The sequence below is a fragment of the Modestobacter sp. NPDC049651 genome, assembly GCF_040659695.1.
GTDB lineage: Bacteria > Actinomycetota > Actinomycetes > Mycobacteriales > Geodermatophilaceae > Modestobacter.
This window is the reverse complement of the sequence record NZ_JBFAOG010000003.1, coordinates 358,155-380,946: the sequence shown is the minus strand read 5'-3', so window position 1 is coordinate 380,946 and position 22,792 is coordinate 358,155. Positions and strand designations below refer to the sequence as shown.

Sequence of the window (22,792 nt, the reverse complement as noted above, 5' to 3'; positions counted from 1 at the left end):
GGGGCCGGTGGTCAGACGGTCGGGACGACGACGACCTTGCCGGGCAGCTCCCCGCCGGCGGCCCGGGCGTGCACGTCGGCGAGCCCGGTGAGCGGCACCCGCTCACCGACGTCGACCCGCAGCTCACCCCGGTCGACCAGCGCCACCAGCTTCGCCAGCTGGTCGGCGTCGCTGTCCACGAACAGGTCGATGCCCCGCACCCCGCGCGCCTCGTCGGACGGCGCGGGCATCCACACCGTGGTGTTGACCAGCAGCCCGCCGTCGCGGACCAGCCCGACCAGCCCGGCCAGCTGCTCGGGGGCCACCGGCGCGAGGTTGAGCACCAGGTCGACCGGCTCGGTCACCGCCGCGGCCACGTCGGTGGCGGTGTGGTCGACGACCTCGTCGGCGCCGTCGGTGCGCACCCGCTCGCTGCTGCGCGGGCTGGCGGTGGCGATCACGTGCGCGCCGGCGTTCTTCGCCAGCTGGACGGCGTAGCCGCCGACCGCGCCGCCCGCGCCGTTGACCAGCACCCGCTGGCCGGCGACGAGCCCGCCGTGGTCGAACAGCGCCTGCCAGGCGGTGAGCCCGACGATCGGCAGCGCGGCGGCGTCGGCCAGCGGCACGGTGGTGGGGGCCGGCGCCAGCACGTCGGCCGGGGCGAGCACGTACTCCGCGGCCGCGCCGTCGCCGGTCATCGGCAGGAAGCCGACGACGGCGTCGCCGACCTGCACGCCGTCCACTCCCTCGCCGAGCGCGTCGACCGTGCCGGCGACGTCGATACCGGGGGTGTGCGGCAGCGCCACCGGGATCGGGCCCTGCATGAACCCGCCGCGGATGTTGCCGTCGACCCCGTTGAACGAGGTGCCGGCGACGCGGATGCGCACCTGGCCGGCGCCGGGGGTGGGCACCTCGACGTCCTCGACCCGCAGGACCTCGGGCCCACCGAACTCGTGGAAACGGACTGCCTTCATGGCCTGGCTCGCTCTCTGCTCAGCGGCTGTTGCTTCGAGTTCGAAGCAGCTGGTGGCAAGATAGCACTAGCTTCGAATTTGAAGCAAGTGATGAGCAGGGGATGGCGCGGTAAGTGCCGCGTGGCGGCCTAGGGGTTCTTGCGGCGGCGGGGCGCGGCCGACCGGGGCGGCGCCGCGCGCATGTGCCGGCGCACCGGCGCGAGCAGGCCGGCCAGCGTGCCGACGTCCTCGCGGGACAGCGGCTCCAGGAGCATCTGCCGCACCACCGCGATGTGCCCGGGCAGCACCTCGCCGATCAGCGCGCGCCCGGCGTCGGTGATGGTGACCGTGGTGCCCCGTTCGTCGTCCGGCGACGGCGCACGCACCACCAGACCGGCCTGCTCCAGCAGCCCCGCCTGGTAGGTGAGCCCGCTGCGGCTGTAGACCACGCCGTCGGCCAGGTCGGTCATCCGCTCGCTGCCGGTCGGCGAGTCCAGCCCGAGCCGGGCGAGCAGCTGGAACTGCACGTAGCTGAGCCCGCCGTCCTCGCGCAGCTGCTTCTCCACCGCGTGCCGCAGCAGGCTGGTGACCTCGACGAGGTCGAAGTACGCGGCCAGCTCGACCGGGTCGAGGGCCGGCTGCTCGTCGGGCACGGGCGAGTCAGCGGCGGGCGACGAAGGCCCCCGCGGCCTCGCGGAGGTCCTTGGTCGGCCGCAGCCAGGCGCCGTCCACCGGCAGCGCGTCCAGCCGGACCCGGTCCAGCGGGGCGGCGAAGGCGCCGGGGACGTCCTCGATGTCGATGAAGTGCAGCAGGTCGGAGCTGATCGCGTAGCCGGCGACCTCGCTGAACGCGACGACGACGACCTCGGTGCCCTCCCGGGCCAGCTCCTCCAGCGGCTCGGCGAAGTTGCGGCCGTCGCCGGAGAACACCACCAGCCGGCGCAGCTGGTGGCTGTCCCGCCGGACGCTGATGTGGTCGAGCATCGACTGGTCGATGTCGTCGTCGGGCTGCAGCTTCGGCCGGGCGAACACCGCGTACCCGAAGCTGCGCAGCGCCTCCACCCAGCGCTGCAGCGAGATCGCGTGCTGCGGCGGCACGTTCGCGAAGACGCACGCCTCGACCTCGGGGGCCTCCGGCGCGTACGGGTCCCCCGCGCCGTCGACGAACCACGCGGCGATCGCGTCGAACCGCGGGCGGGACGCCGCGGTGGGCCGGGCGCCGATGACCGTGGCCAGCGTCATGTCGATGTTCGGGGCGTCCCACACCAGCAGGTCCAGCGGCGGGCGCGCGTCGTCGGACCCCCGCGGGTCGTAGCCGCCTGCGGACGTGGGTTCGCCGTCGAGCACCTCGGTCACCGGCCCAGTCTGCCGGTCCGGCCGCTCGACGCGCACCGGCGGCCCACTCGGCGCGGTGGCGCGCCGGCGGCGTCGCACGGTCACCGGCGCACCTCACCGGGGACGACGGCCGCCCGCTCGACCAGCTCCGCGACCGGCACCCCGGCCGGGAGCGTGCCCAGCACCCCGAGCCCGTCAGCGCCCAGCCGGGTCGCGCAGAACGCGTCGGCGACCGCGGGCGGGGAGTACCGGACCAGCAGCGACGCCTGCAGCAGCAGCGCCAGCCGGCCGGCGATCCGCCGGGCCCGCAGCGGCAGCTGGTCGGGGTCGGCGAGCTCCGCCGCGAGCCCGGCCAGCGCCGCGTCGTACCGCGCGTCGGCGCCGCGGGCGGTGTCCAGCTCGGCCCGGACGGCGGCCAGCGCCGGCGACCCCGCGCCCAGCGCGCGCAGCACGTCGAGGGCGATGACGTTGCCCGACCCCTCCCAGATGGAGTTCAGCGGCGCCTGCCGGTAGAGCCGCGGCATGCCCGACTCCTCCACGTAGCCGTTGCCGCCGAGCACCTCCAGCGCCTCGGCGACGGCCGTCGGCGTCCGCTTGCACACCCAGAACTTGGCGACCGCGCCCGCCAGCCGCAGGAAGTCGCGGTCGCCGGCGTCCTGCGCGGCGGCCAGCCGGACGCCGAGCGCGGTCGCGGCCTCGCTCTCCAGCGCCAGGTCGGCCAGCACGTTCTGCATCAGCGGCTGGTCGGCCAGCAGCGCGCCGAACACCGTCCGGTGCCGGGCGTGGTGCACCGCCTGGGTGAGCGCCGCCCGGGTGGTCGCGGCCGAGCCGAGCACGCAGTCCAGCCGGGTGGTGGCGACCATCTCGAGGATCGTGGGCACCCCGCGGCCGGGCGGGCCGACCAGGAAGCCCGTCGTCCCGTCGAACTCGACCTCGGACGAGGCGTTGGCCCGGTCGCCGAGCTTGTCCTTGAGCCGCTGCAGCCGGAACACGTTGCGCTCGCCGCCGGGCAGCACCCGGGGCACGAGGAAGCACGACAGCCCCTCGGGCGCCTGGGCGAGCACCAGGAACAGGTCGCTCATCGGCGCCGAGGTGAACCACTTGTGCCCGGTCAGCGCCCAGCTGCCGTCGCCGGCCTCGACCGCCCGGGTGGTGTTGGCCCGGACGTCGGAGCCGCCCTGCTTCTCGGTCATCCCCATCCCGGCGACCAGGCCCCGCTTGGCCCACGGGTCGGCCAGGCCGAACTGGTACTCCCGGCTGGTGAGCCCGGGCAGCAGGCCCGCCGCCAGCTCGGGGGCGGCCCGCAGCGCCGGGACGACGGCGTACGTCATGGTCACCGGGCAGCCGTGGCCCGCCTCGACCTGCGTCCAGCCCAGGTAGCCCACCGCGCGGCGGACGTGCGCGTGCGGGCTCGGGTCCGCCCACGGCGCGCCGGCCAGGCCGTGCCCGACCGCGGTGCGCATGAGCTCGTGCCACGCGGGGTGGAACTCCACCTCGTCGACCCGGTGGCCGTACCGGTCGTGGGTGCGCAGCCGCGGCGGGTGCTCGTCGGCCAGCCGGCCCCACTCGCGCGCCTGCTCGCTGCCGGCCAGCGCACCGAGGTCGGCCAGCGAGTCCAGCGCCGCGGCGCCCGCGTGCCGCAGGCAGGCCTCGGCCAGCGCGGCGTCCCCGGCGATCGGGTCGTGGCCGGCCAGCGGCGGCGGCTGGTTGGTCACCTCGTGGGTGAGGCTCATGCCTGCACCGTAGGGGTCAGGGCTGGACCAGCTTCTCCAGCGCCACCTTGGCCAGCGGCGCGTACGCGGCGACCAGCGGCAGCGGGCCGTCGACGCGGAGCCCGGTGGTGGTGCCGCCGCCCGGCGCGGCCTCCACCCAGTGCTCCAGCCGCAGGTGCACCGGGCCGCTGCGCACCTGCCAGGTCCACCGACGGGCCGCCTCGTCGACCTCGTCGACGACGAACGGCAGGCCGATGCCCAGCGGCGCCCGCACCGTGCCGGAGACCCCGGCGGCCAGCCGCGGAGCGTCGGCGTCGACCCCGGTGATCTGCGGCGACCAGGTCGGCCAGCGCGCGGGCTGCATGAAGCGCTCCCAGGCCTCGGCGGGGTCGACCGGCCCGGTCGCGGTCAGCGTCTGCTCACTCACGAGGCTCCCGGTGCCCGCCCGGGCGTCCCCCGACACCCGGGCGGGCGCACCGCGGTCCGCCCCCGAGAGTGACCCCGGCCACGACAGGTTACGGCCGGACAGGTTTCGTTGCGAGCATCACGCAGTCGGCCCGCCGAGCAGCAGCGACCGGACCAGCTGCAGCGACACCGTCGTCGTCCGCTGCCGGAAGGCCTCCCGGCCGCCACCGACCACCAGCGACCGGCTTGCCGAGCCGTCCGGACCGACCGCCACCAGGTGCACGGTGCCCACCGGCTTGCCCGGCGTGCCGCCGCCCGGACCGGCGATGCCGGTGACCCCGATGCCGACGTCGGCACCGAACCGGGCCCGGGCGCCGTCGGCGAGCGCCGCGGCGACCTCCGGGCTGACCGCGCCGTGCGTGTCGAGCGTTCCCGCGGGAACGCCCAGCAGCTCGCGCTTCGCGGCGTCGGCGTAGGCGGCGACGCCGCCGAGGAACCAGCGGGAGGCGCCGGCCCGGGCGCTGAGCCGCGCCGACAGGGCGCCGCCGGTGTCGGCCTCGGCGACGGCGAGGGTCAGCCCGCGGTCGGCCAGCGCGCCGGCGACCAGCGCGTCGACGTCCGGGCCCTCGCTGAACAGGGTGGCCCCGAAGTCCGTGCGCACCGCGGCGACCAGCCGGTCGTAGGCGGGCGCGGCGTCGGGGGCGAACCGGGTGACGATCTCCAGCTCGCCGTCGCGCAGGCAGGTGGTCACCTCCAGCCCGGTGAGCTGGTCGTCGACCCGGCGCAGCGTCTCGGCCAGCTCGGACTCCGGCGTGCGCCACAGCCGCAGGGTCTCCTGGCGCAGCTCCCCCGCCCCGGCGAGCACCCGGCGCACCGGCTCGGCGGCGAGCACGGCCGGCCACATGCCCTGCAGCTCGGGCGGCGGCCCGGGCAGGACGACGACCGGCGGACCGGTCCGTCCCGCCGCCGGGGGCACCACCAGCCCGGGCGCGGTGCCGACCGGCTCGAGCACGGTGGCGCCGTCGGGCACCTGCGCCTGCTTGGCGGTGGCGGCCGCGGTCGACTCCGGCTCGGTGGCCCAGCCGCGGGCGGCGGTCAGCCGGGCCACGATGCCGGCGATCCGCTGCTCCAGCGCGGGGTCCAGGTGCACCGGGCGGCCCTGGTGGTCGGCGACCACCTGGGCGGTGAGGTCGTCGGCGGTCGGGCCGAGACCGCCGGTGGTGATCACCAGGTCGTTGCCGGCGGCCAGGAACCCCAGCGCGGCGTACAGGTCGGCCGCGCGGTCGCCGACGACCACCACCGACCCGACGTCCACGCCCAGCTGCCGGAGCTGCTCGGCCAGCCACGGCCCGTTCCGGTCGGCCACCCGCCCGGTGAGCACCTCGGTGCCGGTGACGACGATCCCTGCGCGCACTGCCACGCGGGAACCCTAGGACCCGCCCGGCCGCGCTGCCCGTCGTCCACCCCCGGCTACGGTGACCCGGACGCCGGTGCCGGGTGACCGCCCGCGACGAGGAGGAGCCGTGAACCAGCCACACCCGCCGCTGCCGGACTACCGGCCGGAGCGCACGCCGGAGGACCCGGCGGAGCCGCGGACGCAGTCGATCCTGCTGCCACCCGCGGGCAGCGAGGAGGCCGCTGCTCCCGAACCCACCGCCGCCGAGCCGGCCGCTGCCGAGCCCGACGAGGGCGCCGTCGACGCCCCGGCGCCCGACGCACCCGAGGCGCCCGAGCCTGAGCACGCGCCGGCCGAGCCGGCCGGGGCGACGTCCGCCGACCGCACCGACTTCCGGCCCGAGGTGGGCCCCGGCCCGGCGTTCTCGCCCGGCGCCGGCGCCCCGCCCCCGCTGCCCGGCCCGCGCACCGGCCCCCAGCCGGACTGGTCACCGCCGGGCTGGGAGCAGGCGTCGGCCGAGCCCGGCGCCACGCCGGAACCGACCGAGCAGCCGCCCGCCGAGCAGCCCACGGCCGACGCGGGCCCGGACGCCGCGCAGGACCGGCTCCTCCCCGGGACCCAGGTGACGACCCCGGTCGACTTCGTACCCGGCTTCGGCGGTCCGGGCGAGCCCGCCACCGGCAGCACCGCGGCCGGGGCCGCCGTTCCCCCGAAGCCCTCCCCGCTGCCGCCGCCGCGCGGCGGCGCACCGTGGCCCTCGCCCGGTCCGGCCACCCGCCCCGGCCCGCAGGTGACCCCGCAGGGCGCGGCGCCCAGTCCCTCCCCCGCGCCGCGGCACCCCAGCACCGAGACCAGCGTGCTGTCCGCGCCGGCGGCCCGGCGCACCCGGGACGTCGCCGCGCTGGCCGCCCTGGCGCTCGCCGTGGTCGGCCTGGCGCTGACCGAGCTGGGCCTGTTGCTGGACTTCGACAGCGAGTCGCTGTGGTCGGCGCTGCCCACCTGGTCGGCGTTCGCGACGGTGGCCGCGCTGCTCGGGCTGGTGCCCGCGCTGCTGCGGGTGCTGCACCGCGACCCGCTCGGCGAGCACACCAGCTGGCGCGCGGGTGCGGTCGGGGCGGCGGCGCTGGTGGGCTTCTGGGTGCTGATCGCGCTACCGCTGGTGGCCAGCGACCGGGGCTTCCTGCTCACCCTGGGCACCGCGGCGACCGCAGCCGCGGTGTGGGTGACGCCGGGCCGGCCCGCCCGCTCGTGAGCGGGTCGGCCGGCCGCTGGCTGGCCGCGGCCGGACTCCTGGCCGCGGCCTCGCTCGGCCTGGCCTGGGCGCCGGGCGCACCGGGCCTCACCCAGCCCTCGCGGGTGCTGGTGGTCGCCGTCCTGGCGCTGGTCGTGCTGGTCCGGCGCACCGGCCGGACGGCGCTGCTGCCGGCTGCCGCGGCCGTGGCCGTCCTGGGCGCGGTGCTCGGTGGGTTCGCCGCCTCCCCCGGCCGGCTGGCCCTCGCCGCGGCGGCGGTCTGCCTGCTCGGCGCGGTGCGCGCGGGCACGGCACCCGGGGAGCACGCGGCCCGGCGCTGAGCCGGGCCGGCGGTCAGACCCCCTGGCCGCCGTTCTTCGCGCCGGTGCCCGCACCCGGCGCCGCGTTGGTGCCGCCGCCGTTCCCGGCGCCGGTGCTGCCGCCGTTGCCCCCGCCGTTGCCGCTGCCCCCGCCGCTGGAGCCCTGGCCACCACCCGGGGTGCCGGAGCCCGAGCCGGAGCCTGAGCCCGACCCGCCCGACCCGCTGCCGGAGCCCGACCCACTGCCGGATCCGCTGCCGGTCCCGGGGGTGCCGGTGCCCGTGCCGGTACTGCCGCCGGTGCCGGTACCGCCGCCGGTCGACGGCTGGCCGGTGCCGGTGCCCGGGGAGGTCGTCGTCCCGCCGGAGGAGCCGGTCGGGGCCGTGCTCGAGGGGGGCGTCGTCCCACCGGTGGGCGGCGTGGTCTGCGGCGTCGTCGACGGCGCGGGAGTGGACGGCGCCGGGCTGCTCGCGGGGGCCGGTGCCGGCGTGGAGGTCTGCGGGGCCGGGCTCTGCACGGTGTCGACCGTGGTGCGGCGCTTCTCCGTGGAGCCGCCGGGCGAGGTGGCGACCGCGTACCGCACGGTCACCTCGTCGCCGGCCGCCAGCTGACGGCCGGCCGGGGAGACGTCGATGACGGCCTGCGCGGCCACGTCGACGGTGCGCACCGCCGTCGTCCGCACGGTGAGCCCCAGGGCAGCGAGCTCCTGCTCGACCGCGCCGACCGGCCGGCCGGAGTACTTGTCGGACTCCAGCACGATCCCGGACGGCGTGCTCGGCGCGCTGGGCCCGGCGGCTGCCACCGAGGCGGTGGTGGCCGGCCCGGTCTGCTGGGTGGTCTGCAGCACCACGGCCGCCGTGCCCGCGCCGATCAGCAGCGCGGCCAGCGGCACCACGACGCGCCCGGCCCGGCGCCGGCGGGACGGCGGGGCCGGCGCCGCCGCGGGCGCGGGCAGCGAGCCGCTGGTGGGAGTGCCGCCGTCGGGCAGCAGCCACCAGCTCTGCGTGTCGGTGTGCTCGACCGGCGGCAGGGCGCGGCCGTCGAGCACGTCGTCGATCGCGGCCACGAAGGCGGCGCCGTCGGGGTAGCGCTGCGCGGGGTCCTTGAGCAGAGCGCGCGCGATGAGCGTGCGCAGCCCTTCAGGGAGGTCCTCGGGCAGCGGCTCGGGGTGGTCGCGCAGGTGCCGCAGCGCGACGGCGACCGAGTTGTCGCCGTCGAAGGCCTTGCGGCCGGTCAGGCACTCGTAGCCGACCATGCCGAGGGAGTAGACGTCGCTGGCGGCGGTGGCGTGCGCGCCGGCGGCCTGCTCCGGCGAGAGGTAGGAGGCGGTACCGACGACCTGGCCGGTCTGGGTGAGCGGGACGCTGCCCGCCGACCAGGCGATGCCGAAGTCGGTGATCTTGACGGTGCCGTCCCAGCGGACCAGCACGTTGCCGGGCTTGACGTCCCGGTGGACGACGCCGGCCTCGTGCGCCACGGCCAGGGCGGACGCCGTCTGCCGCAGCACGTCGAGCACCTGGTCCGGGGGCAGCGCACCCTCGCGCTCCAGCACCGCGGACAGCGGCTGGCCCTCGACCAGCTCCATCACCAGCCAGGCGAGGTGCTCGCCCGACCCGTCGATGGTCTGCTCCTCGCCGTAGTCGTAGACCGCGGCGATGTTGGGGTGGCCGAGCAGGGCGGCGTGGTGCGCCTCGGCGCGGAACCGGGCGCGGAACACCTCGTTGCCGGTGTACTCGCTGCGCAGCACCTTGACCGCGACCGTCCGGCCCAGCAGCTGGTCGTCGGCGCGCCAGACCTGGCCCATGCCCCCGGTCGCCAGGAGCTGCTTCAGCTCGTAGCGGTTCCCGAGGCACGTCCTCGCGGGCTCCACCACGTGCCTGTCCCCTCACCCGTCGTCCTGGTCCGGCACCGGCGGCCCGGCCCGCGTCGGCCGTGCGGGTGCCCCCGGCGTGGGGTGCCCGGCTGGGACCGCCGTACACATCGGTACCGACGACACGCCGAACCGATTCAGTAGGAACAGTGTGACGGACCGGTCCATTCCCCGGCCAGGGCCTCCGCCGCGGCGTCCAGCCACCGGGCCGGCTCTCCCATCGCCGCCGCCGGCGACCCGGCGAGGGCGGTGAGGGAGACCGCCCGCCGCACCGGCAGCTCGCCGACGTCGGCCCCGAGCCGGCCGGCGACCACGACCACCGGCACGCCGGCGTCGCGGGCCCGCTCGACGAGCCGGCCGACCACCTTGCCGCGCAGCGACTGCGCGTCGAACTGCCCCTCGCCGGTCAGCACCAGGTCGGCGCCGGCCAGCGCGGCATCCAGCCCGGCCGCCTCGGCGACGGCGTCGGCGCCGCTGACCGAGGTGGCGCCCCAGCAGGTGGCGAACCCGTAGGCGGTGCCGCCGGCCGCGCCCGCGCCGGGGGCGTCCGGCTGCCCGCCGAGCAGGGCGGCCAACCGGGCGAGGCCCGCGTCCAGGACGGCGACCTGCTCGCGCGTCGCCCCCTTCTGCGGGCCGAACTGGCCGGCGGCGCCGAGCGGGCCGAGGAGCGGCGCGGTGACGTCGACAAGGCACTGCACGCCGCCGGGCGGGGGCGGGGCGAGGCCGGCGAGGTCGACGGCGGCGAGCCGGGTCAGCGCTCCGCCGCCGGGCGGCAGATCGCTGCCCTCGGCGTCCAGGAACCGGGCGCCCAGCGCGGCGAGGGCGCCGGCGCCGCCGTCGGTGGTCGCCGAGCCGCCGAGGGTGAGCAGCACCCGGTCGGTGGCGGGGTCGGCGACGACGGCGGCCAGCAGCTCGCCCAGCCCACGCGTGGTGGCGCCCAGCGGGTCCGGCGCGGGCAACAGCGGCAGCCCGGCGGCCCGGGCCATCTCGACCACCGCGGTGCCGTCGGGCCGCAGCAGCCAGGCGGCGTCGACCGGGGCGCCGTCCGGCCCGCCGACCCGGGTGCGCCGCCAGCAGGTCTCCGGGAGGCCCGCGCCGAGCGCCTCCAGCGTGCCCTCGCCTCCGTCGGCCAGCGGCACGGGCGTGACGACGTCGTCCGGCCGCGCCCGGTGCCAGCCGGCGGCGAGCGCGGCGGCTGCGGCAGTGGCGTCGAGGGTGCCCTTGAACGAGTCCGGCGCGATGACGACGCGCAGCCCAGCGGCCATGCGGGCAGCGTAGGGAACGGCGGGCACCGGGGTCGGTTCGAGGAGCAGACTGGTGCCATGACCCTCGTGACCGAGCTGCCCGGCCGCTTCTGCTCCATCGCCGCCGCGCTGGAGGTCGTCGGGGACCGCTGGTCGCTGCTCGCCGTCCGCGAGGTGTCGCTGGGCAACCACCGGTTCAACGAGATCCTGGCCGGCACCGGCGCGCCGCGGGACCGGCTGACCGCCCGGCTCAAGGCGCTGGTCGCCGCCGGGGTGCTGGAGCGCCGCCAGTACTCCGACGCGCCGCCGCGCTTCGACTACCACCTCACCCGGTCCGGCCGGGACCTGCTGCCGGTGCTGCGCTCGCTGATGGAGTGGGGCGACCGGTGGGCGGTCGAGCAGCCGCCGGTGACGCTGGTGCACTCCTCGGCCGACGGGGAGCACGCGCTGGCCCCGCAGCTGGTGTGCCGCACCTGCGGCGAGCCGGTGCGCGAGGCCGACGTGCACCGGCACGTCAACACCCCCGCCGCGTGAGCGGAGTGGAGTCCCAGCGCATCACTTCCCGAGCGCTGGGACTCCACTCAGCTGAAGAGCGCCCGGCCCCACCAGTCGTCGGGGCCGGTGATCCCCGGCGGGCAGGCGAACACCGCGGACGACGTGTGCTTGACGTACTCGTTGAGCTTGTCGGTGCGCAGGTTCTTCTGCACCTGCACGAACCCGGTGCGCGGGTCGCGCTGGTAGCAGATGAAGAACAGCCCGGCGTCCAGCCGGCCGAGCCCGTCGGAGCCGTCGACGAAGCTGTAGCCGCGTCGCAGGATCGCCGTCCCCGAGGTCGTCGGGTGCGCGAGCCGCACGTGCGAGTCCTTCGGCAGCCTCTCCAGGTCGACCGGGTCGAACTCGGCCTTCGCGCCGAGCGGGGCGCCGGCGCCCTTGGTGCGGCCGATCGTCTGCTCCTGCTCGCGCAGCGGCTGGCGGTCCCAGGTCTCGATCTCCATCCGGATCCGCCGGGTCACCACGTACGAGCCGCCGGTGAGCCAGTCCGGGCCGTCCCCGTCGGCGACCCAGACGAACTGGTCGAGCGCCTTGGGGCTCTCCGACTTCAGGTTGTCGGTGCCGTCCTTCATCCCGAACAGGTTGCGCGGGGTGGCCTGGCCGGTCGAGGTGGACGACGTCCGGCCGAAGCCCAGCTGCGACCAGCGCACGCTGACCACGCCCTGCCCGATGCGGGCCAGGTTGCGCACTGCGTGCACCGCGACCTGCGGGTCGTTGGCGCAGGCCTGCACGCACAGGTCGCCACCGGAGCGCGCCGGGTCGAGCTCGTCGCCGGCGAACGCGGGCAGCTCGGTGAGCGCCTCGGGCTGCCGGTCGGCCAGGCCGAAGCGGTCGGTGCCGTCGGCGGCGCGGAACAGCGTCGGGCCGAAGCCGACGGTGAGGGTCAGCCCGGACGCCGGGAGCCCGATGGCCTCGCCGGTGTCGTCCGGCGGCGCGTACTCGCTGCCCTCGACCGCGCCGATCGGGCCGGCGTCCTGCCCGGCGGTCATCCGCCGGGCGGCCTCGGTCCACTTCTGCAGCAGCCGGACGAGCGCGTCCCGGTCCCGGGTGGTGACGTCGAAGGCGACGAAGTGCAGCCGGTCCTGCTGCGGGGTGGTGATGCCCGCCTGGTGCGTGCCGGTGAACCCGACCGCGTCGCCCGCGGCGTCGGCCGGCGACACCGGCTCGGCGGCGGTGGCCCGGCCGATCGCACCGCCGGCCACGCCGGCCGCGGCGACGCCGACCGCCCCGGCACCGGCCAGCCCGAACAGCCGGCGCCGGGAGAAGCCACCGGTCGGGGAGGTCGGGGCAGCCGGGTCGGGGGCGTGCTCGTCCACTGCGCAGCGTTCTCCTGGGTGAGGGGTCCTACTGGGCGACCACGGCGGGCACCTGGCTGACCTGCGCCGCGAGGGCGTTGATCGAGTCGGACAGGCCGCGGGTCTGGTCCGGCGTCAGCTCGGTGTAGATGGCCCAGCCGTCCCCCCGACGGTACTTCTCCAGCTCGGCCTTCGCCGCCGTGAACTGCTCGTCCAGCGCGGTGGCCAGGTCCGCGTCGCGCTCGGCGAGCACCGGGCGCAGCGACTGCACCGCCTGCTCGGAGCCCTCGAGGTTGGCCGCGAAGTCGTACAGGTCGGTGTGCGAGTAGCGGTCCTCCTCGCCGGTGACCTTGCTCTTCGCGATCTCGTCGAGCAGGCCGAGCGCGCCGTTGGCGAGGTCCAGCGGCTGCAGGTCGATGCCCTTGACCTCGTCGGCCAGCGCGTCGACGTCCTTCACCAGCTCGTCGGCGACCGGGCCGGCGGCGGCCAGGTCACCGCCGGTCCACAGCGTCTTCTCCAGCACGTGGAACCCGGTCCAGGTGGTGCCCTCCTCGACGTCGTTCTCCCGGGCGTCGATCTCCGGGTCGAGGTCGCCGAAGCTCTCGGCCACCGGCTCGATCCGCTCGTAGTAGGAGCGGGCCACCGGGTACAGGGCCTGCGCCTTCGGCACGTCGCCGGCCTTGACCGCGTCGGCGAACTGCCGGGTCTGGTCCTGCAGGGCGGTGACCTGGCTCTGCACGTACCGGGTGTAGCCGGCGACGGCGTCGGACAGCGCCTGGTCGTCGGACAGCTTCGTGGTCTCGCCGGTGACCGTCAGGTCGTTGCGGATGCCCTTGCCGACCATGCCCGGCTTGCAGGCGGTCTGGTAGTCGCCGGCGGGCAGCTCGACGAGCAGCGGGCGGGCGACCCCGGGGGCGATGTTCTCGACCTCGCCCATGATCCGGTCGCCGTCCGCGTAGACGTAGAACTCGGTGGTCTTGCTGCCGGTGTTGGTCACCGTGAACTTGTGGGTGCCCGCCTCGAGCTCGCTGGCGTCGACCGTGCAGGCGCTGTCGGTGGCGGCCACGGCGATGTCGTCGCTGGCCTTCTTGCCACCGCCGCCGCCGGAGGAGCCGTCGGTGCCGCCGCAGGCCGCGAGGACCAGGGCGAGCGAGGTGACGCCGAGGACGGCGGGGGCGGTGCGCTTACGCGGCGTCGACATGCGCGGGGATCTCCGAGGCGGTGTTGGGCGCGGGCGTGGTCGCCGGGGCCGGGGTGGACGCGGCCTTCCGGCCGGGCAGGAGGAAGAGCGCCAGCACCGGGACGAGGTAGACCACGTAGGCCACCATCTCCAGCACGCTGGGCTGCGGGGTGATGTTGAACAGGCCGGCGACGACGGCGCCGTACCAGCTGGAGGGGTCCAGCCAGCCGGTCGCGTCGAACGCGAGGGTCGACAGCCCGGGCAGGACGCCGGCCTCCTGGAAGTCGTGGACGGCGTACTTGAAGATGCCCGCGGCCACGAAGACCAGCAGCACCCCGCTGACGGTGAAGAACTTCGTCAGGTTGATCCGGACCGCGCCCTGGTAGAGCGCGACGCCGATGACCACGGCACTGAGCAGGCCGACGGCGAGGCCGACCAGCGGGGTGGAGCTGGTGGCGCCCTGCGCGGAGGCGAAGAACAGCAGGGTGGTCTCCAGGCCCTCGCGGACCACGGCGAGGAACGCGATGCCGACGACGGCGCCGAGGCCCAGCCCGATCGCGTCGTCCAGCCGGCCGCGCAGCTCCTTGGAGAGCTTCCGCGCCGTCCGGCGCATCCAGAAGATCATCCAGGTGACCAGCCCGACGGCGATGACCGAGGTGATCGCGTCGAACAGCTCGTGCTCCGGGCCGTACAGCACGCTGGAGGAGACGTAGGTGAGCAGCCAGCCGAAGCCGACCGACACGACGACCGCCGCGCCGACCCCGCCGTAGACGGGGAGCAGCTGGTTCCGCCGCCCGGTCTTGACCAGGTAGGCGACGAGCACGCTGACGACGAGGACCATCTCCAGGCCCTCGCGGAGCCCGATCAGGTAGCTGGCAGCGAACACCGAGCACCCACCTCCGACGCGGACGACCCCCCGGCCGGCCGGCAGAGGTGAGGCTCACCTTAGACAGCCCAGCCTTGCCTGTGCCAAGGGGTCTTCCACCGGGAGGGCTGACGCGCCCCGCCGCCCACCTGCGAAGGTGACTCCGCACACACCCCGACGAGAGGACGACGGTGTCCGAGCCGACCGTGACCCGCACCGACGCCGACGGCGTCGCGACCATCACCCTGCAGCAGCCGGGGCTGACCACCCGGCTGCGCACCGAGCTGATCGCCGCGGTGCGCGACGTGACCGCGGACCCGTCGGTGCGCGCCGTGGTGCTCACCGGGTCCGGCCGGGCGTTCTGCGTCGGCCAGGACCTGGGCGAGCACGTCGAGGTGCTGCGCTCGCCGGAGACGCCGCCCGAGGGCGCGCTGTCGGTGGTGGAGCGCGAGTACAACCCGCTGGTGCTGGCGCTGGCCGAGGTGCGGGTGCCGGTGGTGGTCGCGATCAACGGTGCCTGCGCCGGCGCGGGGCTGGGCATCGCGCTCGCCGGTGACCTGCGGATCGCCGCGGCCGGGGCGAAGTTCACGACGGCGTTCGCCGGGATCGGGCTGTCCAGCGACACGGCGCTGGCGTCGCGGCTGGTGCACTGCGTGGGTGGCTCGCGGGCCACCGAGATCCTGCTGCTGCCCGACCCGTTCCCGGCCGAGACGGCCGCGATGTGGGGCCTGGTGCACCGGGTGGTGGAGCCGGACCAGGTGCTGCCCGAGGCGCAGGCGCTGGCGGCGCGGCTGGCGGCCGGCCCGACGCTGGCCTACCGGGCGCTGAAGACGGTGCTGGCCACCGCGGCGACCGACCCGCTGACCGACACCCTGGCGCTGGAGGCCCGGCTGCAGGCGGAGCTCGGCGCGACCCAGGACCACCGCGAGGCGGTCGAGGCCTTCCTGGCCAAGCGGAAGCCGACGTTCACCGGCCGCTGACCTGGCCGGATGACCCGCCGTCGGTGATCATCTCCTGGTGACCGGGCGGTGGCCGACCTCTCCAGCGGGCCGCGCCGGCCGCCTGCTGGTGGTCTACCTCGTCAGCGCCGCGCTGCTCACCGTCCTCCGGTGGCTGGCCGACACGGTCACCCACGACCCGACGCGGAGCTGGTCGGACGCCGCGGTGCTCGGGCTGATCGGTGGCCTCGGTCCGGTGTTCGTCGTGTGGGCCAGCGCCGGCGCCCCGCCGGAGACGGCCACCGCCCAGCGCGCCGTCACCCGCGGGCGGCTGCCGGACGGGGCCGACCCGGCCACCATGCGCGCTGCGCTGATCCACGTGAAACGGATCTACCGGCGGGCGACCACGGGGGTGGTGCTGATCCTGCTCGGAGTCACGGCCATCTGGCTGGTCGCGGTGCGGCCCAGCGACATCGTCGACCCGGGCGTCTGGTGGCTCGGTCCGGCGCTCTTCGTGGCCCTGGCGGTGCTGGTGCTGCTGCTGGGCAGGTGGGCGATCGGCCGCGCGCAGCGGCTGCTCGCTGAGCTGGATGCGGGCGCGGCCCCAGCAGCGGGGGGCTGAAGCTCAGCGGGTGGCGGCGAGGCAGGCCGGGCAGACGTGGTCGCCCTCGGCCGGCCAGTCCTGCTCGGTGGCGACCCGGGCGAGGGTGCCGCAGACGGTGAGCTCGCACGCGCCGTCCATCTCGGCCAGCGAGCGGTGCACTTCCACCGCGTGCCACTGGGCGGGGACACCGCCGTGCGGGCGGCTGCGGGCGGCGACCAGGGTGAGGGCGGTCTCGGCGATCACACAGGAGGAGTCGGCAGGTCGGGCTCCCGGCTGAAGGGCCGCCCCCCGATGTGGTCACCCCGGCGTCCGCGGGCAGGGACGACGTGGCAGCGTGCACCCGTCGTCCCCCCCATCCCAGGAGGTCCCGGTGCAGCTCACCAAGCACGGCCACGCCTGCGTCGTCCTGTCCGACGGCGACCGCCGGCTGCTCATCGACCCGGGCGCGTTCACCGCCGACGCCGCCTGGGCCGGCGCCACCGCGCTGCTGGTCACCCACGAGCACTTCGACCACTTCGCCCCGGAGAAGGTCCGGGCCGCGCTGGACGCCGACCCCGCGCTCGAGGTGTGGACCAACTCCTCGGTCGCCGCCCAGCTCGAGGGCGCCGCCGGTCGGGTGCACACCGTGGGCCGCGGCGACACGTTCACCGCCGCCGGTTTCGACGTCTCCGTGCACGGCGAGTGGCACGCGGTCATCCACCCGGACATCCCGCGCATCGCCAACGTCGGCTTCCTCGTCGACGGTCAGGTCTTCCACCCCGGCGACGCGCTCACCGTGCCCGAGGTCGACGTCCCGACGCTGCTGCTGCCGGCGCACGCGCCCTGGTCGAAGCTCGCCGAGCTCATCGACTACCTGCGCGAGGTCCGCGCCGGGCGCGCCTTCGGCGTGCACGACGCGCTGCTCAGCGAGATCGGGCAGGCCAGCGTCGCGGGCCTGCTCGGCGAGCGCGGCCCGGGCGTGCCGGTGCCCTACGGCCGGCTGGCCGTCGGCGACACCGTCGAGGTCTGAGCCGGGCCGTCGATCGCGGCCAGCCGGGTCGCGTAGTCGCGGCTGCGGTCCCGCTCGGTGGCCAGCGCCCGCTCGGCCTCGACCCGGGCGGTGACGTCGGTCTGCACCCCGATGTACTGGACGACGGCGCCGGCGGTGTCGCGGACCGGCGTCAGCCGGCACTCGTTCCACCAGGTGCTGCCGTCGGCCCGCCGGTTGAGCAGCACCTCGGTGCACTCCGCGCCGTCGGCGATCGCCTGCCGGATGCGCGCGACCGCCGCCGGGTCGGTGTCCGGGCACTGCAGGAAGCGGCAGTTGCGCCCCAGCACCTCCCCCGCCGGGGCACCGGCCAGCCGCTCGAACGCCGGGTTGACGTAGACCAGCGGCTGGTCGGGCAGCCGGAGGTCGACGATGCTGATCCCGGTGCCCGTCGCGGCCAGCGCGCGGTGCAGCAGCACCTCGCCGACCGTGCCGGCCGGGGTGCCGGTGAGCATCGGCGGCGTGACCGCCGCGGGCACCGGGCGGGGGGCGGGCTCGGGCAGCGGCACCTCCCGCGGCGCCACCCGGCTCAGCAGGGCGCGGGCCGCGCGGACGACGACGTCCCGGTCGTAGGTCAGGGCGAACGCGAACCGGCGGTCCCGGTCCGGGCCGTCGTCCCCGAGGTCGCGGGCCAGCAGCGCGGCGCTGAAGTGGGGGCTCAGCACCACGACGTCCCACTCGCCGCGCACCGGGTCGTCGGGTGCGAGCTCGGCGCCGCGCACGCCCGGCAGCGGCTCGGCCGACAGCCCCTCGCCCAGCGCGGCCACGAAACCCACCCGGTCGACCAGGTCGCGGTAGCGGGCCCGGGTCGAGGGCGTGACGTGCCGGGCCTCCTGGAACGCCGAGGCGACCACGCAGGTCTCCCCCAGCCGCATCGCCTGGCGCTCCAGCTGCTTGCTCAGCTCGATCAGCAGCGCCTTGGGCGCGGTGCGCAGCGGCACCTCGTCGGGCAGGCAGGCGAACGGGGAGGCGCCCGACGGGTCGGCCGGCGGCGGGGGCGGGGGCAGGTGCAGCTCGCCGATCCGCTGGCCGGGGACGGCGCCGGGCCCCGGACGGCCGAACAGCCAGCCCTGGCCCAGCGAGGCCCCCAGCGCGCCGGCCATGGTGAGGTGCCGGCCGTCCTCGATGCCCTCGGCGAGCACCACCGCACCGGTGGCCTCGGCGTGCGCGTTGACGGCGTTCATGATCTCGGCGATCGCCGGGCCGGGGCGCTCCTGCACCAGCCGCAGGTCCAGCTTGATGACGTCGGGGCGCAGCAGCGGCATGAACGCCAGCGACGAGGACTCCGCGCCCACGTCGTCCAGCGCGATCGCCCAGCCCGACGCCCGCGCCCGGTCCACGGTGCGCAGCAGCTCGGCCGGGCGGGCGGCCAGCGCGCGCTCGGTGATCTCCAGGACCACCCGCAGGTCGCCGGGCACCGAGCCCGCGCGCTGCAGCAGCTCGGCCATCGGCTCCTCGTCGAGCACCTCGGGCTCGACGTTGACGAACACCGTCAGCGGGGCCAGCAGCCCCTGCAGGACGGCGCCGCGCAGCGCCGCCGAACGGCAGGCCTGGTCCAGCTCGGCCAGGCAGCCGGCGTCCCGCGCGGCCGCGAACAGCGCCTCCGGTGACCGCAGCGGGCCCTCCGGACCGCGCGCGAGCGCCTCGTAGGCCACCACCCGGCCGGTGTCAAGCTCGACGATCGGCTGGAACAGGCTGGTCAGCGCCCTGCGGTCGAGCAGGTCACGGACGGCGGCCACCGGGGGCTCCTGGAGCTGGTCCACGTCTGCGTGTCGACCGACCGGCGGCATGCTCTCGAGTCTGACAGCATCGGCCTGCCACGATGGGGTGAGCACCGTCCACGGGGGAACACGCCGCCGGCGTGAGTGGGGGGAGGCGAGACCGCACCATGCACGCGCACGACATGCAGGGACACGAGCACGAGCACGTCCCCACCGCGCCCGGGCGCTACGAGCTCCCCACCTGGGCGGCGCTGCCGGCCCGCCCGGACCCCGACTTCGACCGGCTCGCCGCGCAGGTGGCCACCGAGCTGGCCGTGCAGCGCGTGCTCGTGGTGCTGGTGTCCAAGGCCGGTCAGGTCTTCCCCGGCGCCTTCGGTCTCCCGGAGCCCTGGGCGAGCCAGCGGTCGCTGCCGCTGAGCATGTCGCTGAGCCGGCACGTCGTGAGCACGGGGCGCCCGCTGTTCGTCGACGACGTCCTGGACGCCGGGGAGCTCGTCGACCGGGCCATCGTCGACCAGCTGGGCGTGCGGTCGCACATGGCCGTCGCGCTGGTCGACGGGCGGGGCCGCCCCATCGGCGCGCTGGCCGCGAGCGACGACGTCCCCCGCCACTGGACGGCGCACGAGGCCGCCGTGCTGGAGCGGTGGGCGGCGCTGTGCTCGCGGCTGCTGCAGACCCGCGCCCTGGAGCTCGCCGAGCAGGAGGCCGCAGCGGTCGCGGTCCGCGACGACGCCTCCGCGCGGGCCGCCGCCGAGTCGGCGCGGGAGGCGCTGCTGCTGGCCGAGGCGGAGGCCGATCGCGCCCGGGTGGTCGCCCGGCTGTCGTCGGCGCTGCTGGGCGCCGGCGGGCTGGGCGACGTGCTGCGGGTGGCCGACCGGCTGGTCCGCTCACCGCTGGGCGCCGCCACGGTCGCGCTCGGCGTGGCCGAGTCGGGGAGCTCCGACGTCCGGGTGTGGTCGACCTCGACCGGCAGCACCCCGCTCGACGGCCCCGCCGCCGTGCTCTGCCTGGACGACGCGCACCCGCTGACCGCCGCGCTGCGCGGCCGCCGGGTGGTCGTCGCCGACCCGGTCACCGGTGCCCCGCCGGACGTGGCCGCGCTGCCCGGCGGGGCCTGCGCCTCGGCGGTGGCCGTGCCGCTGGCGATGGGCCAGCACGCCTCCACCGGGGCGCTGCTGGTCTGCTGGCGGCAGCCTCGGGAGATCGACGGCCCGGTGCGCGCGGTGGTCACCGACCTGGCCCACCACCTCGGCCACGCGCTGGACCGGGTGCTGCTGCGCGAGCAGCGCGACCGGCTGCGCGACGCCCCGGCCTGAGCTGCCGAGGGGTCAGCGCCCGCCGACCGACACCTCGAACTCGACCTGGCTGACGTCCGGCCGCAGCCGGCTGAACGAGTGCACCAGCGGCTGGCCCCCGCTGTCGCGCACCGTGGTGCGGACCACGAGCAGCGGCGAGCCGGCGACGATCTGCAGCAGGTCGGCCTCGTCGGCGGCCGCGGTGCCGACGTCGACCACCAGGTGGGCGTGGGCGAGGTCGGCGGCGTACTCCCGGCGCAGGAACTCGTACAGCGAGCCGTTGCTGAAGTCCTCGGTGGCGGCTTCGGGGTACCGGTCGGCGGGCAGGAAGCTGCGCACCACGTGGTTGGGCAGCCCGTCGACGCTGCGCAGCCGGACGAGCTCGACGACGTCCTGCGCGGTGACGATGCCCAGCTCACCGGCGATCGCCGGGGCGGCGGGCACGATCCGCTGGGACAGCACGCTGGTGCCCACCTGGGCGCCCTGCTCGGTCATCACCGAGTGGAAGCCGGCGATCCGGTGCACGAAGCTCTCGCGGTACTCGTGCCGGATGCCCGGGCGGCTCACGAAGGTGCCCCGGCCCTGCTCCCGCACCAGGTGCCCGTCGGCGACCAGCCCGTCGACGGCTCGGCGCAGGGTGATCCGGCTGACGCCGTACTCCGCGCAGAGCACCGGCTCCGGCGGCAGCAGGGTGTGCTCGGGCAGCGCCGCCGCACGGCGGCGCAGGGCCTCACGCACGGCGAGGTACTTGGGCCCCGCCTCCGGACTCGACACGTGGGAAAAGGTACTGCACGTCGGAGACGTCTAGACGTCATGACGTACCGTGCTCGTGAGGTGGACCACTCGTCCGGAGGAGAGAGCTCATGCGCATCGGTGTGCTGACCGGCGGGGGCGACTGCCCCGGCCTCAACGCGGTGCTGCGGGCGGTGGTCCGGACGGCGGAGCGGCAGTACGGCAGCGAGGTCATCGGGTTCCGCAACGGCTGGCGCGGGCTCCTCGAGGACGAGTGGATGCCGCTGGACCACCACAAGGTGAACCGGCTGCTCACCCGCGGCGGGACGACGCTGGGCACCATGCGCGTCGCGCCGCAGCGGCTGCGCGACGGCCTGGGCCGCACCAAGGAGGTGCTCGAGCAGCACGGCGTCGACGTGCTCATCCCGATCGGCGGCGAGGGCACGCTCACCGCGGCCGCGTGGCTGGCCGACGAGGGCGTGCCGGTGGTCGGCGTGCCCAAGACGATCGACAACGACATCGACGGCACCGACCTGACCTTCGGGTTCGACACCGCGGTCAGCATCGCCACCGAGATGATCGACCGGCTGCACACCACCGCCGAGTCGCACCAGCGGGTGCTGCTGGTGGAGGTCATGGGCCGGCACGCCGGGTGGATCGCGCTCAACGCCGGCATGGCCGCCGGGGCCCACCTCATGCTGATGCCCGAGCAGCCCTTCGACGTCGAGCAGGTGTGCCGGGTGGTCAGCGACCGCTTCGACCGCGGCAACGCGCACGTGATCATCGTGGTCAGCGAGGGCGCCACCCCGAAGGCCGGCACCATGCAGCTGCGCGACGGCGGCATCGACGAGTTCGGCCACCGGCGGTTCACCGGCGTCGCCCAGCAGCTCGGCGACGAGCTGGAGCGGCGCACGGGCAAGGAGGTGCGGACGACGGTGCTCGGCCACGTGCAGCGCGGCGGCACGCCCACCTCGTTCGACCGGGTGCTGGCCACCCGCTTCGGCCTGCACGCCGCGATCGCCGCGCACGAGGGCGAGTTCGGCAACATGGTCGCCCTGCACGGGACGGAGATCGAGATGGTGCCGCTCAAGGAGGCCGTCGCCAAGCTCAAGACGGTGCCCCAGGAGCGCCTGGACGAGCTCGCCCCCTTCATCGGCTGACGCCTGCGGCCTCACCACTCCCAGGTCCAGCCGACGACGCACTCGCCGTCGGGGACCAGCTCGTGGGAGGTCTCGCCGCCGACCAGCCGGACCGGCGTCCGCTGGACCGGCGCGGTCGCGGTGACGTCGGTCCAGCAGCCCCACCAGATGCGGCGGGGCTGCGCCGCCGCGTCGAACCGCAGCGTGGTGGCCAGGTGCCGCACCGAGGCGGAGACGCCGCGGCGGAACTCCGGCCGCGGCGGCTCGGGGTAGGCGAACACCGTCTCGAGCTCCAGCAGCGTCGTCTGCCCCGGCAGCAGCGGCTGGTGCAGGTGGACCTCCACCACGTGGATCGGTGAGCCGGGCAGCCGGAAGGCCCCCACCGGCACCCCGCCCGCCAGCACCGACACCGCGGCGTGCGGGGTGTCGAAGGCGTAGTGCCAGCGCTCGGTCGGCTCGACGGCGACGAGCAGCTGCCGGGTGCGGTGGCGGCGCGGCGACCGGTCGGCACCGACCACGTGCTCCTCGGCCAGCTGCAGGGTGCGGCAGCTGCGCGGGGGGAGCGGCCGCTCGCCGTCCAGCGCGTCGGCGACCACCAGCTGCCCGGGCGTGCTGCGGCCGGTGCGCAACGCCCGCAGCTCGTCGGCGTCCGCGGCGGTCATGCCGAACGCGGCGATGAACAGCTCCAGCGTGCGGTCGGACAGCCGGACGCCGTTGAGCGCGCGCCCCACCCGGTTCTCCAGGCTGCGCGGCTCCCGCTCCTGACCCGCCTCCCCCGTCTCGAACAGGTGGCGGGCGAGCACGGTCGCCACCGCGGCGCGGGACAGCTCCGCGCGCCGCACCGCGCTGTGCACCTGCCAGTGCCGGCGGTACCGCGGCTCCATCAGCAGCGTCGTCAGCCGGGCGGCCGCCAGCCGCACCCCGACCGCAGCGTCCATCCCCCGCACCTCCGCGGCCACGTCACGGCCACGTCGGGTGTGTACCAACGGAACCGCGGCG

At 76.3% G+C, this 22,792-nt stretch carries 23 protein-coding genes; 8 read left to right on the top strand and 15 right to left on the bottom strand.

Translation table 11 applies throughout. From position 1 onward, the window contains the following. Nucleotides 1-11: 11 nt before the first annotated feature. The 6 genes from AB0J00_RS07350 to AB0J00_RS07325 all read right to left on the bottom strand — a co-directional run bounded on the left by AB0J00_RS07350 (nucleotide 12) and on the right by AB0J00_RS07325 (nucleotide 5,804). Nucleotides 12-953 carry an NADP-dependent oxidoreductase gene (locus AB0J00_RS07350; RefSeq protein ID WP_357742357.1) on the bottom strand — a complete coding sequence of 314 codons (942 nt, stop codon included), beginning with the start codon at nucleotides 951-953 and terminating at the stop codon, nucleotides 12-14. 128 nt (nucleotides 954-1,081) lie between these two features. After that, entirely contained in the window at nucleotides 1,082-1,585 is a 504-nt protein-coding gene (locus AB0J00_RS07345) for a MarR family transcriptional regulator (RefSeq protein WP_357742355.1), read from the bottom strand. Between the two features lie 7 nt (nucleotides 1,586-1,592). Beyond that, nucleotides 1,593-2,288 (bottom strand): NYN domain-containing protein, encoded by a 696-nt coding sequence (locus AB0J00_RS07340; protein ID WP_357742352.1) that lies wholly within the window; start codon nucleotides 2,286-2,288, stop codon nucleotides 1,593-1,595. Between the two features lie 80 nt (nucleotides 2,289-2,368). Continuing rightward, on the bottom strand, nucleotides 2,369-4,000 hold the full coding sequence (locus AB0J00_RS07335) for an acyl-CoA dehydrogenase family protein (protein ID WP_357742349.1): 1,632 nt from the start codon (nucleotides 3,998-4,000) through the stop codon (nucleotides 2,369-2,371). A gap of 16 nt (nucleotides 4,001-4,016) precedes the next feature. Further along, entirely contained in the window at nucleotides 4,017-4,406 is a 390-nt protein-coding gene (locus AB0J00_RS07330) for an SRPBCC family protein (protein ID WP_357742347.1), read from the bottom strand. 117 nt (nucleotides 4,407-4,523) lie between these two features. Further along, nucleotides 4,524-5,804 carry a competence/damage-inducible protein A gene (locus tag AB0J00_RS07325; protein WP_357742344.1) on the bottom strand — a complete coding sequence of 427 codons (1,281 nt, stop codon included), beginning with the start codon at nucleotides 5,802-5,804 and terminating at the stop codon, nucleotides 4,524-4,526. A gap of 103 nt (nucleotides 5,805-5,907) precedes the next feature. Here AB0J00_RS07325 and AB0J00_RS07320 point away from each other — a divergent pair, with 103 nt between their 5' ends. Together AB0J00_RS07320 and AB0J00_RS07315 are read left to right on the top strand one after the other, a co-directional pair. Beyond that, nucleotides 5,908-7,032, top strand: coding sequence for a hypothetical protein (locus tag AB0J00_RS07320; RefSeq protein ID WP_357742342.1), 1,125 nt, complete (start codon nucleotides 5,908-5,910; stop codon nucleotides 7,030-7,032). Then, nucleotides 7,029-7,352 carry a hypothetical protein gene (locus tag AB0J00_RS07315; RefSeq protein WP_357742339.1) on the top strand — a complete coding sequence of 108 codons (324 nt, stop codon included), beginning with the start codon at nucleotides 7,029-7,031 and terminating at the stop codon, nucleotides 7,350-7,352. The genes AB0J00_RS07320 and AB0J00_RS07315 overlap by 4 nt, the downstream gene beginning before the upstream one ends. A 13-nt stretch (nucleotides 7,353-7,365) precedes the next feature. On the opposite strand, the gene AB0J00_RS07310 is transcribed toward AB0J00_RS07315, so the two are convergent. Then, nucleotides 7,366-9,204: a serine/threonine-protein kinase gene (locus AB0J00_RS07310; protein ID WP_357742336.1), complete on the bottom strand. Its 1,839-nt coding sequence runs from the start codon at nucleotides 9,202-9,204 to the stop codon at nucleotides 7,366-7,368. 134 nt (nucleotides 9,205-9,338) lie between these two features. After that, entirely contained in the window at nucleotides 9,339-10,466 is a 1,128-nt protein-coding gene (locus AB0J00_RS07305; RefSeq protein WP_357742333.1) for a glycerate kinase, read from the bottom strand. A gap of 57 nt (nucleotides 10,467-10,523) precedes the next feature. On the opposite strand from AB0J00_RS07305, the gene AB0J00_RS07300 reads away from it, so the two are divergent. After that, nucleotides 10,524-10,979 carry a helix-turn-helix domain-containing protein gene (locus tag AB0J00_RS07300; RefSeq protein ID WP_357742330.1) on the top strand — a complete coding sequence of 152 codons (456 nt, stop codon included), beginning with the start codon at nucleotides 10,524-10,526 and terminating at the stop codon, nucleotides 10,977-10,979. A gap of 47 nt (nucleotides 10,980-11,026) precedes the next feature. Here the strand turns inward: AB0J00_RS07300 and efeB are convergent, their stop codons facing one another. From efeB to efeU, 3 genes are read right to left on the bottom strand one after another with little or no spacing between them, the layout of a single operon-like run. Next, on the bottom strand, nucleotides 11,027-12,313 hold the full coding sequence (gene efeB / locus AB0J00_RS07295) for an iron uptake transporter deferrochelatase/peroxidase subunit (protein WP_357742327.1): 1,287 nt from the start codon (nucleotides 12,311-12,313) through the stop codon (nucleotides 11,027-11,029). Nucleotides 12,314-12,341: 28 nt separating this feature from the next. Then, entirely contained in the window at nucleotides 12,342-13,493 is a 1,152-nt protein-coding gene (gene efeO, locus AB0J00_RS07290; protein ID WP_357742324.1) for an iron uptake system protein EfeO, read from the bottom strand. Further along, the gene (gene efeU, locus AB0J00_RS07285) at nucleotides 13,477-14,358 is read right to left on the bottom strand and encodes an iron uptake transporter permease EfeU (RefSeq protein ID WP_357742321.1); all 882 of its coding nucleotides are present in this window, start codon (nucleotides 14,356-14,358) and stop codon (nucleotides 13,477-13,479) included. The genes efeO and efeU overlap by 17 nt, the downstream gene beginning before the upstream one ends. A gap of 170 nt (nucleotides 14,359-14,528) precedes the next feature. Here efeU and AB0J00_RS07280 point away from each other — a divergent pair, with 170 nt between their 5' ends. Together AB0J00_RS07280 and AB0J00_RS07275 are read left to right on the top strand one after the other, a co-directional pair. Beyond that, nucleotides 14,529-15,317, top strand: a complete 789-nt coding sequence (locus AB0J00_RS07280; RefSeq protein WP_357742318.1) for an enoyl-CoA hydratase-related protein — start codon at nucleotides 14,529-14,531, stop codon at nucleotides 15,315-15,317. Nucleotides 15,318-15,354: 37 nt separating this feature from the next. Continuing rightward, complete coding sequence (locus tag AB0J00_RS07275) at nucleotides 15,355-15,897, top strand: hypothetical protein (RefSeq protein WP_357742315.1); 543 nt, start codon at nucleotides 15,355-15,357, stop codon at nucleotides 15,895-15,897. A 3-nt stretch (nucleotides 15,898-15,900) separates the two neighbouring features. Here AB0J00_RS07275 and AB0J00_RS07270 read toward each other — a convergent pair whose 3' ends face one another. Continuing rightward, nucleotides 15,901-16,122: a hypothetical protein gene (locus AB0J00_RS07270; RefSeq protein ID WP_357742313.1), complete on the bottom strand. Its 222-nt coding sequence runs from the start codon at nucleotides 16,120-16,122 to the stop codon at nucleotides 15,901-15,903. A 127-nt stretch (nucleotides 16,123-16,249) separates the two neighbouring features. On the opposite strand from AB0J00_RS07270, the gene AB0J00_RS07265 reads away from it, so the two are divergent. Next, the gene (locus AB0J00_RS07265) at nucleotides 16,250-16,888 is read left to right on the top strand and encodes an MBL fold metallo-hydrolase (RefSeq protein WP_357742310.1); all 639 of its coding nucleotides are present in this window, start codon (nucleotides 16,250-16,252) and stop codon (nucleotides 16,886-16,888) included. On the opposite strand, the gene AB0J00_RS07260 is transcribed toward AB0J00_RS07265, so the two are convergent. Then, the gene (locus AB0J00_RS07260) at nucleotides 16,849-18,645 is read right to left on the bottom strand and encodes an EAL domain-containing protein (protein ID WP_357742308.1); all 1,797 of its coding nucleotides are present in this window, start codon (nucleotides 18,643-18,645) and stop codon (nucleotides 16,849-16,851) included. The genes AB0J00_RS07265 and AB0J00_RS07260 overlap by 40 nt on opposite strands. 164 nt (nucleotides 18,646-18,809) lie before the next feature. Here AB0J00_RS07260 and AB0J00_RS07255 point away from each other — a divergent pair, with 164 nt between their 5' ends. Further along, on the top strand, nucleotides 18,810-19,943 hold the full coding sequence (locus AB0J00_RS07255) for a GAF domain-containing protein (protein WP_357742305.1): 1,134 nt from the start codon (nucleotides 18,810-18,812) through the stop codon (nucleotides 19,941-19,943). Nucleotides 19,944-19,955: 12 nt separating this feature from the next. On the opposite strand, the gene AB0J00_RS07250 is transcribed toward AB0J00_RS07255, so the two are convergent. After that, nucleotides 19,956-20,696 (bottom strand): GntR family transcriptional regulator, encoded by a 741-nt coding sequence (locus AB0J00_RS07250; RefSeq protein ID WP_357742303.1) that lies wholly within the window; start codon nucleotides 20,694-20,696, stop codon nucleotides 19,956-19,958. 89 nt (nucleotides 20,697-20,785) lie between these two features. Here AB0J00_RS07250 and AB0J00_RS07245 point away from each other — a divergent pair, with 89 nt between their 5' ends. Next, nucleotides 20,786-21,814: an ATP-dependent 6-phosphofructokinase gene (locus AB0J00_RS07245; protein WP_357742301.1), complete on the top strand. Its 1,029-nt coding sequence runs from the start codon at nucleotides 20,786-20,788 to the stop codon at nucleotides 21,812-21,814. A gap of 11 nt (nucleotides 21,815-21,825) precedes the next feature. Here AB0J00_RS07245 and AB0J00_RS07240 read toward each other — a convergent pair whose 3' ends face one another. Continuing rightward, nucleotides 21,826-22,731, bottom strand: coding sequence for a hypothetical protein (locus tag AB0J00_RS07240; RefSeq protein ID WP_357742298.1), 906 nt, complete (start codon nucleotides 22,729-22,731; stop codon nucleotides 21,826-21,828). Nucleotides 22,732-22,792: the final 61 nt, after the last annotated feature.

Coding starts and splice junctions, on each gene's coding strand:
- AB0J00_RS07350 (WP_357742357.1), bottom strand. CDS start 953: ATGAAGGCAGTCCGTTTCCACGAGTTCGGTGGGCCCGAGGTCCTGCGG.
- AB0J00_RS07335 (WP_357742349.1), bottom strand. CDS start 4,000: ATGAGCCTCACCCACGAGGTGACCAACCAGCCGCCGCCGCTGGCCGGC.
- AB0J00_RS07305 (WP_357742333.1), bottom strand. CDS start 10,466: ATGGCCGCTGGGCTGCGCGTCGTCATCGCGCCGGACTCGTTCAAGGGC.
- AB0J00_RS07300 (WP_357742330.1), top strand. CDS start 10,524: ATGACCCTCGTGACCGAGCTGCCCGGCCGCTTCTGCTCCATCGCCGCC.
- efeO (WP_357742324.1), bottom strand. CDS start 13,493: ATGTCGACGCCGCGTAAGCGCACCGCCCCCGCCGTCCTCGGCGTCACC.
- AB0J00_RS07255 (WP_357742305.1), top strand. CDS start 18,810: ATGCAGGGACACGAGCACGAGCACGTCCCCACCGCGCCCGGGCGCTAC.
- AB0J00_RS07245 (WP_357742301.1), top strand. CDS start 20,786: ATGCGCATCGGTGTGCTGACCGGCGGGGGCGACTGCCCCGGCCTCAAC.
- AB0J00_RS07240 (WP_357742298.1), bottom strand. CDS start 22,731: ATGGACGCTGCGGTCGGGGTGCGGCTGGCGGCCGCCCGGCTGACGACG.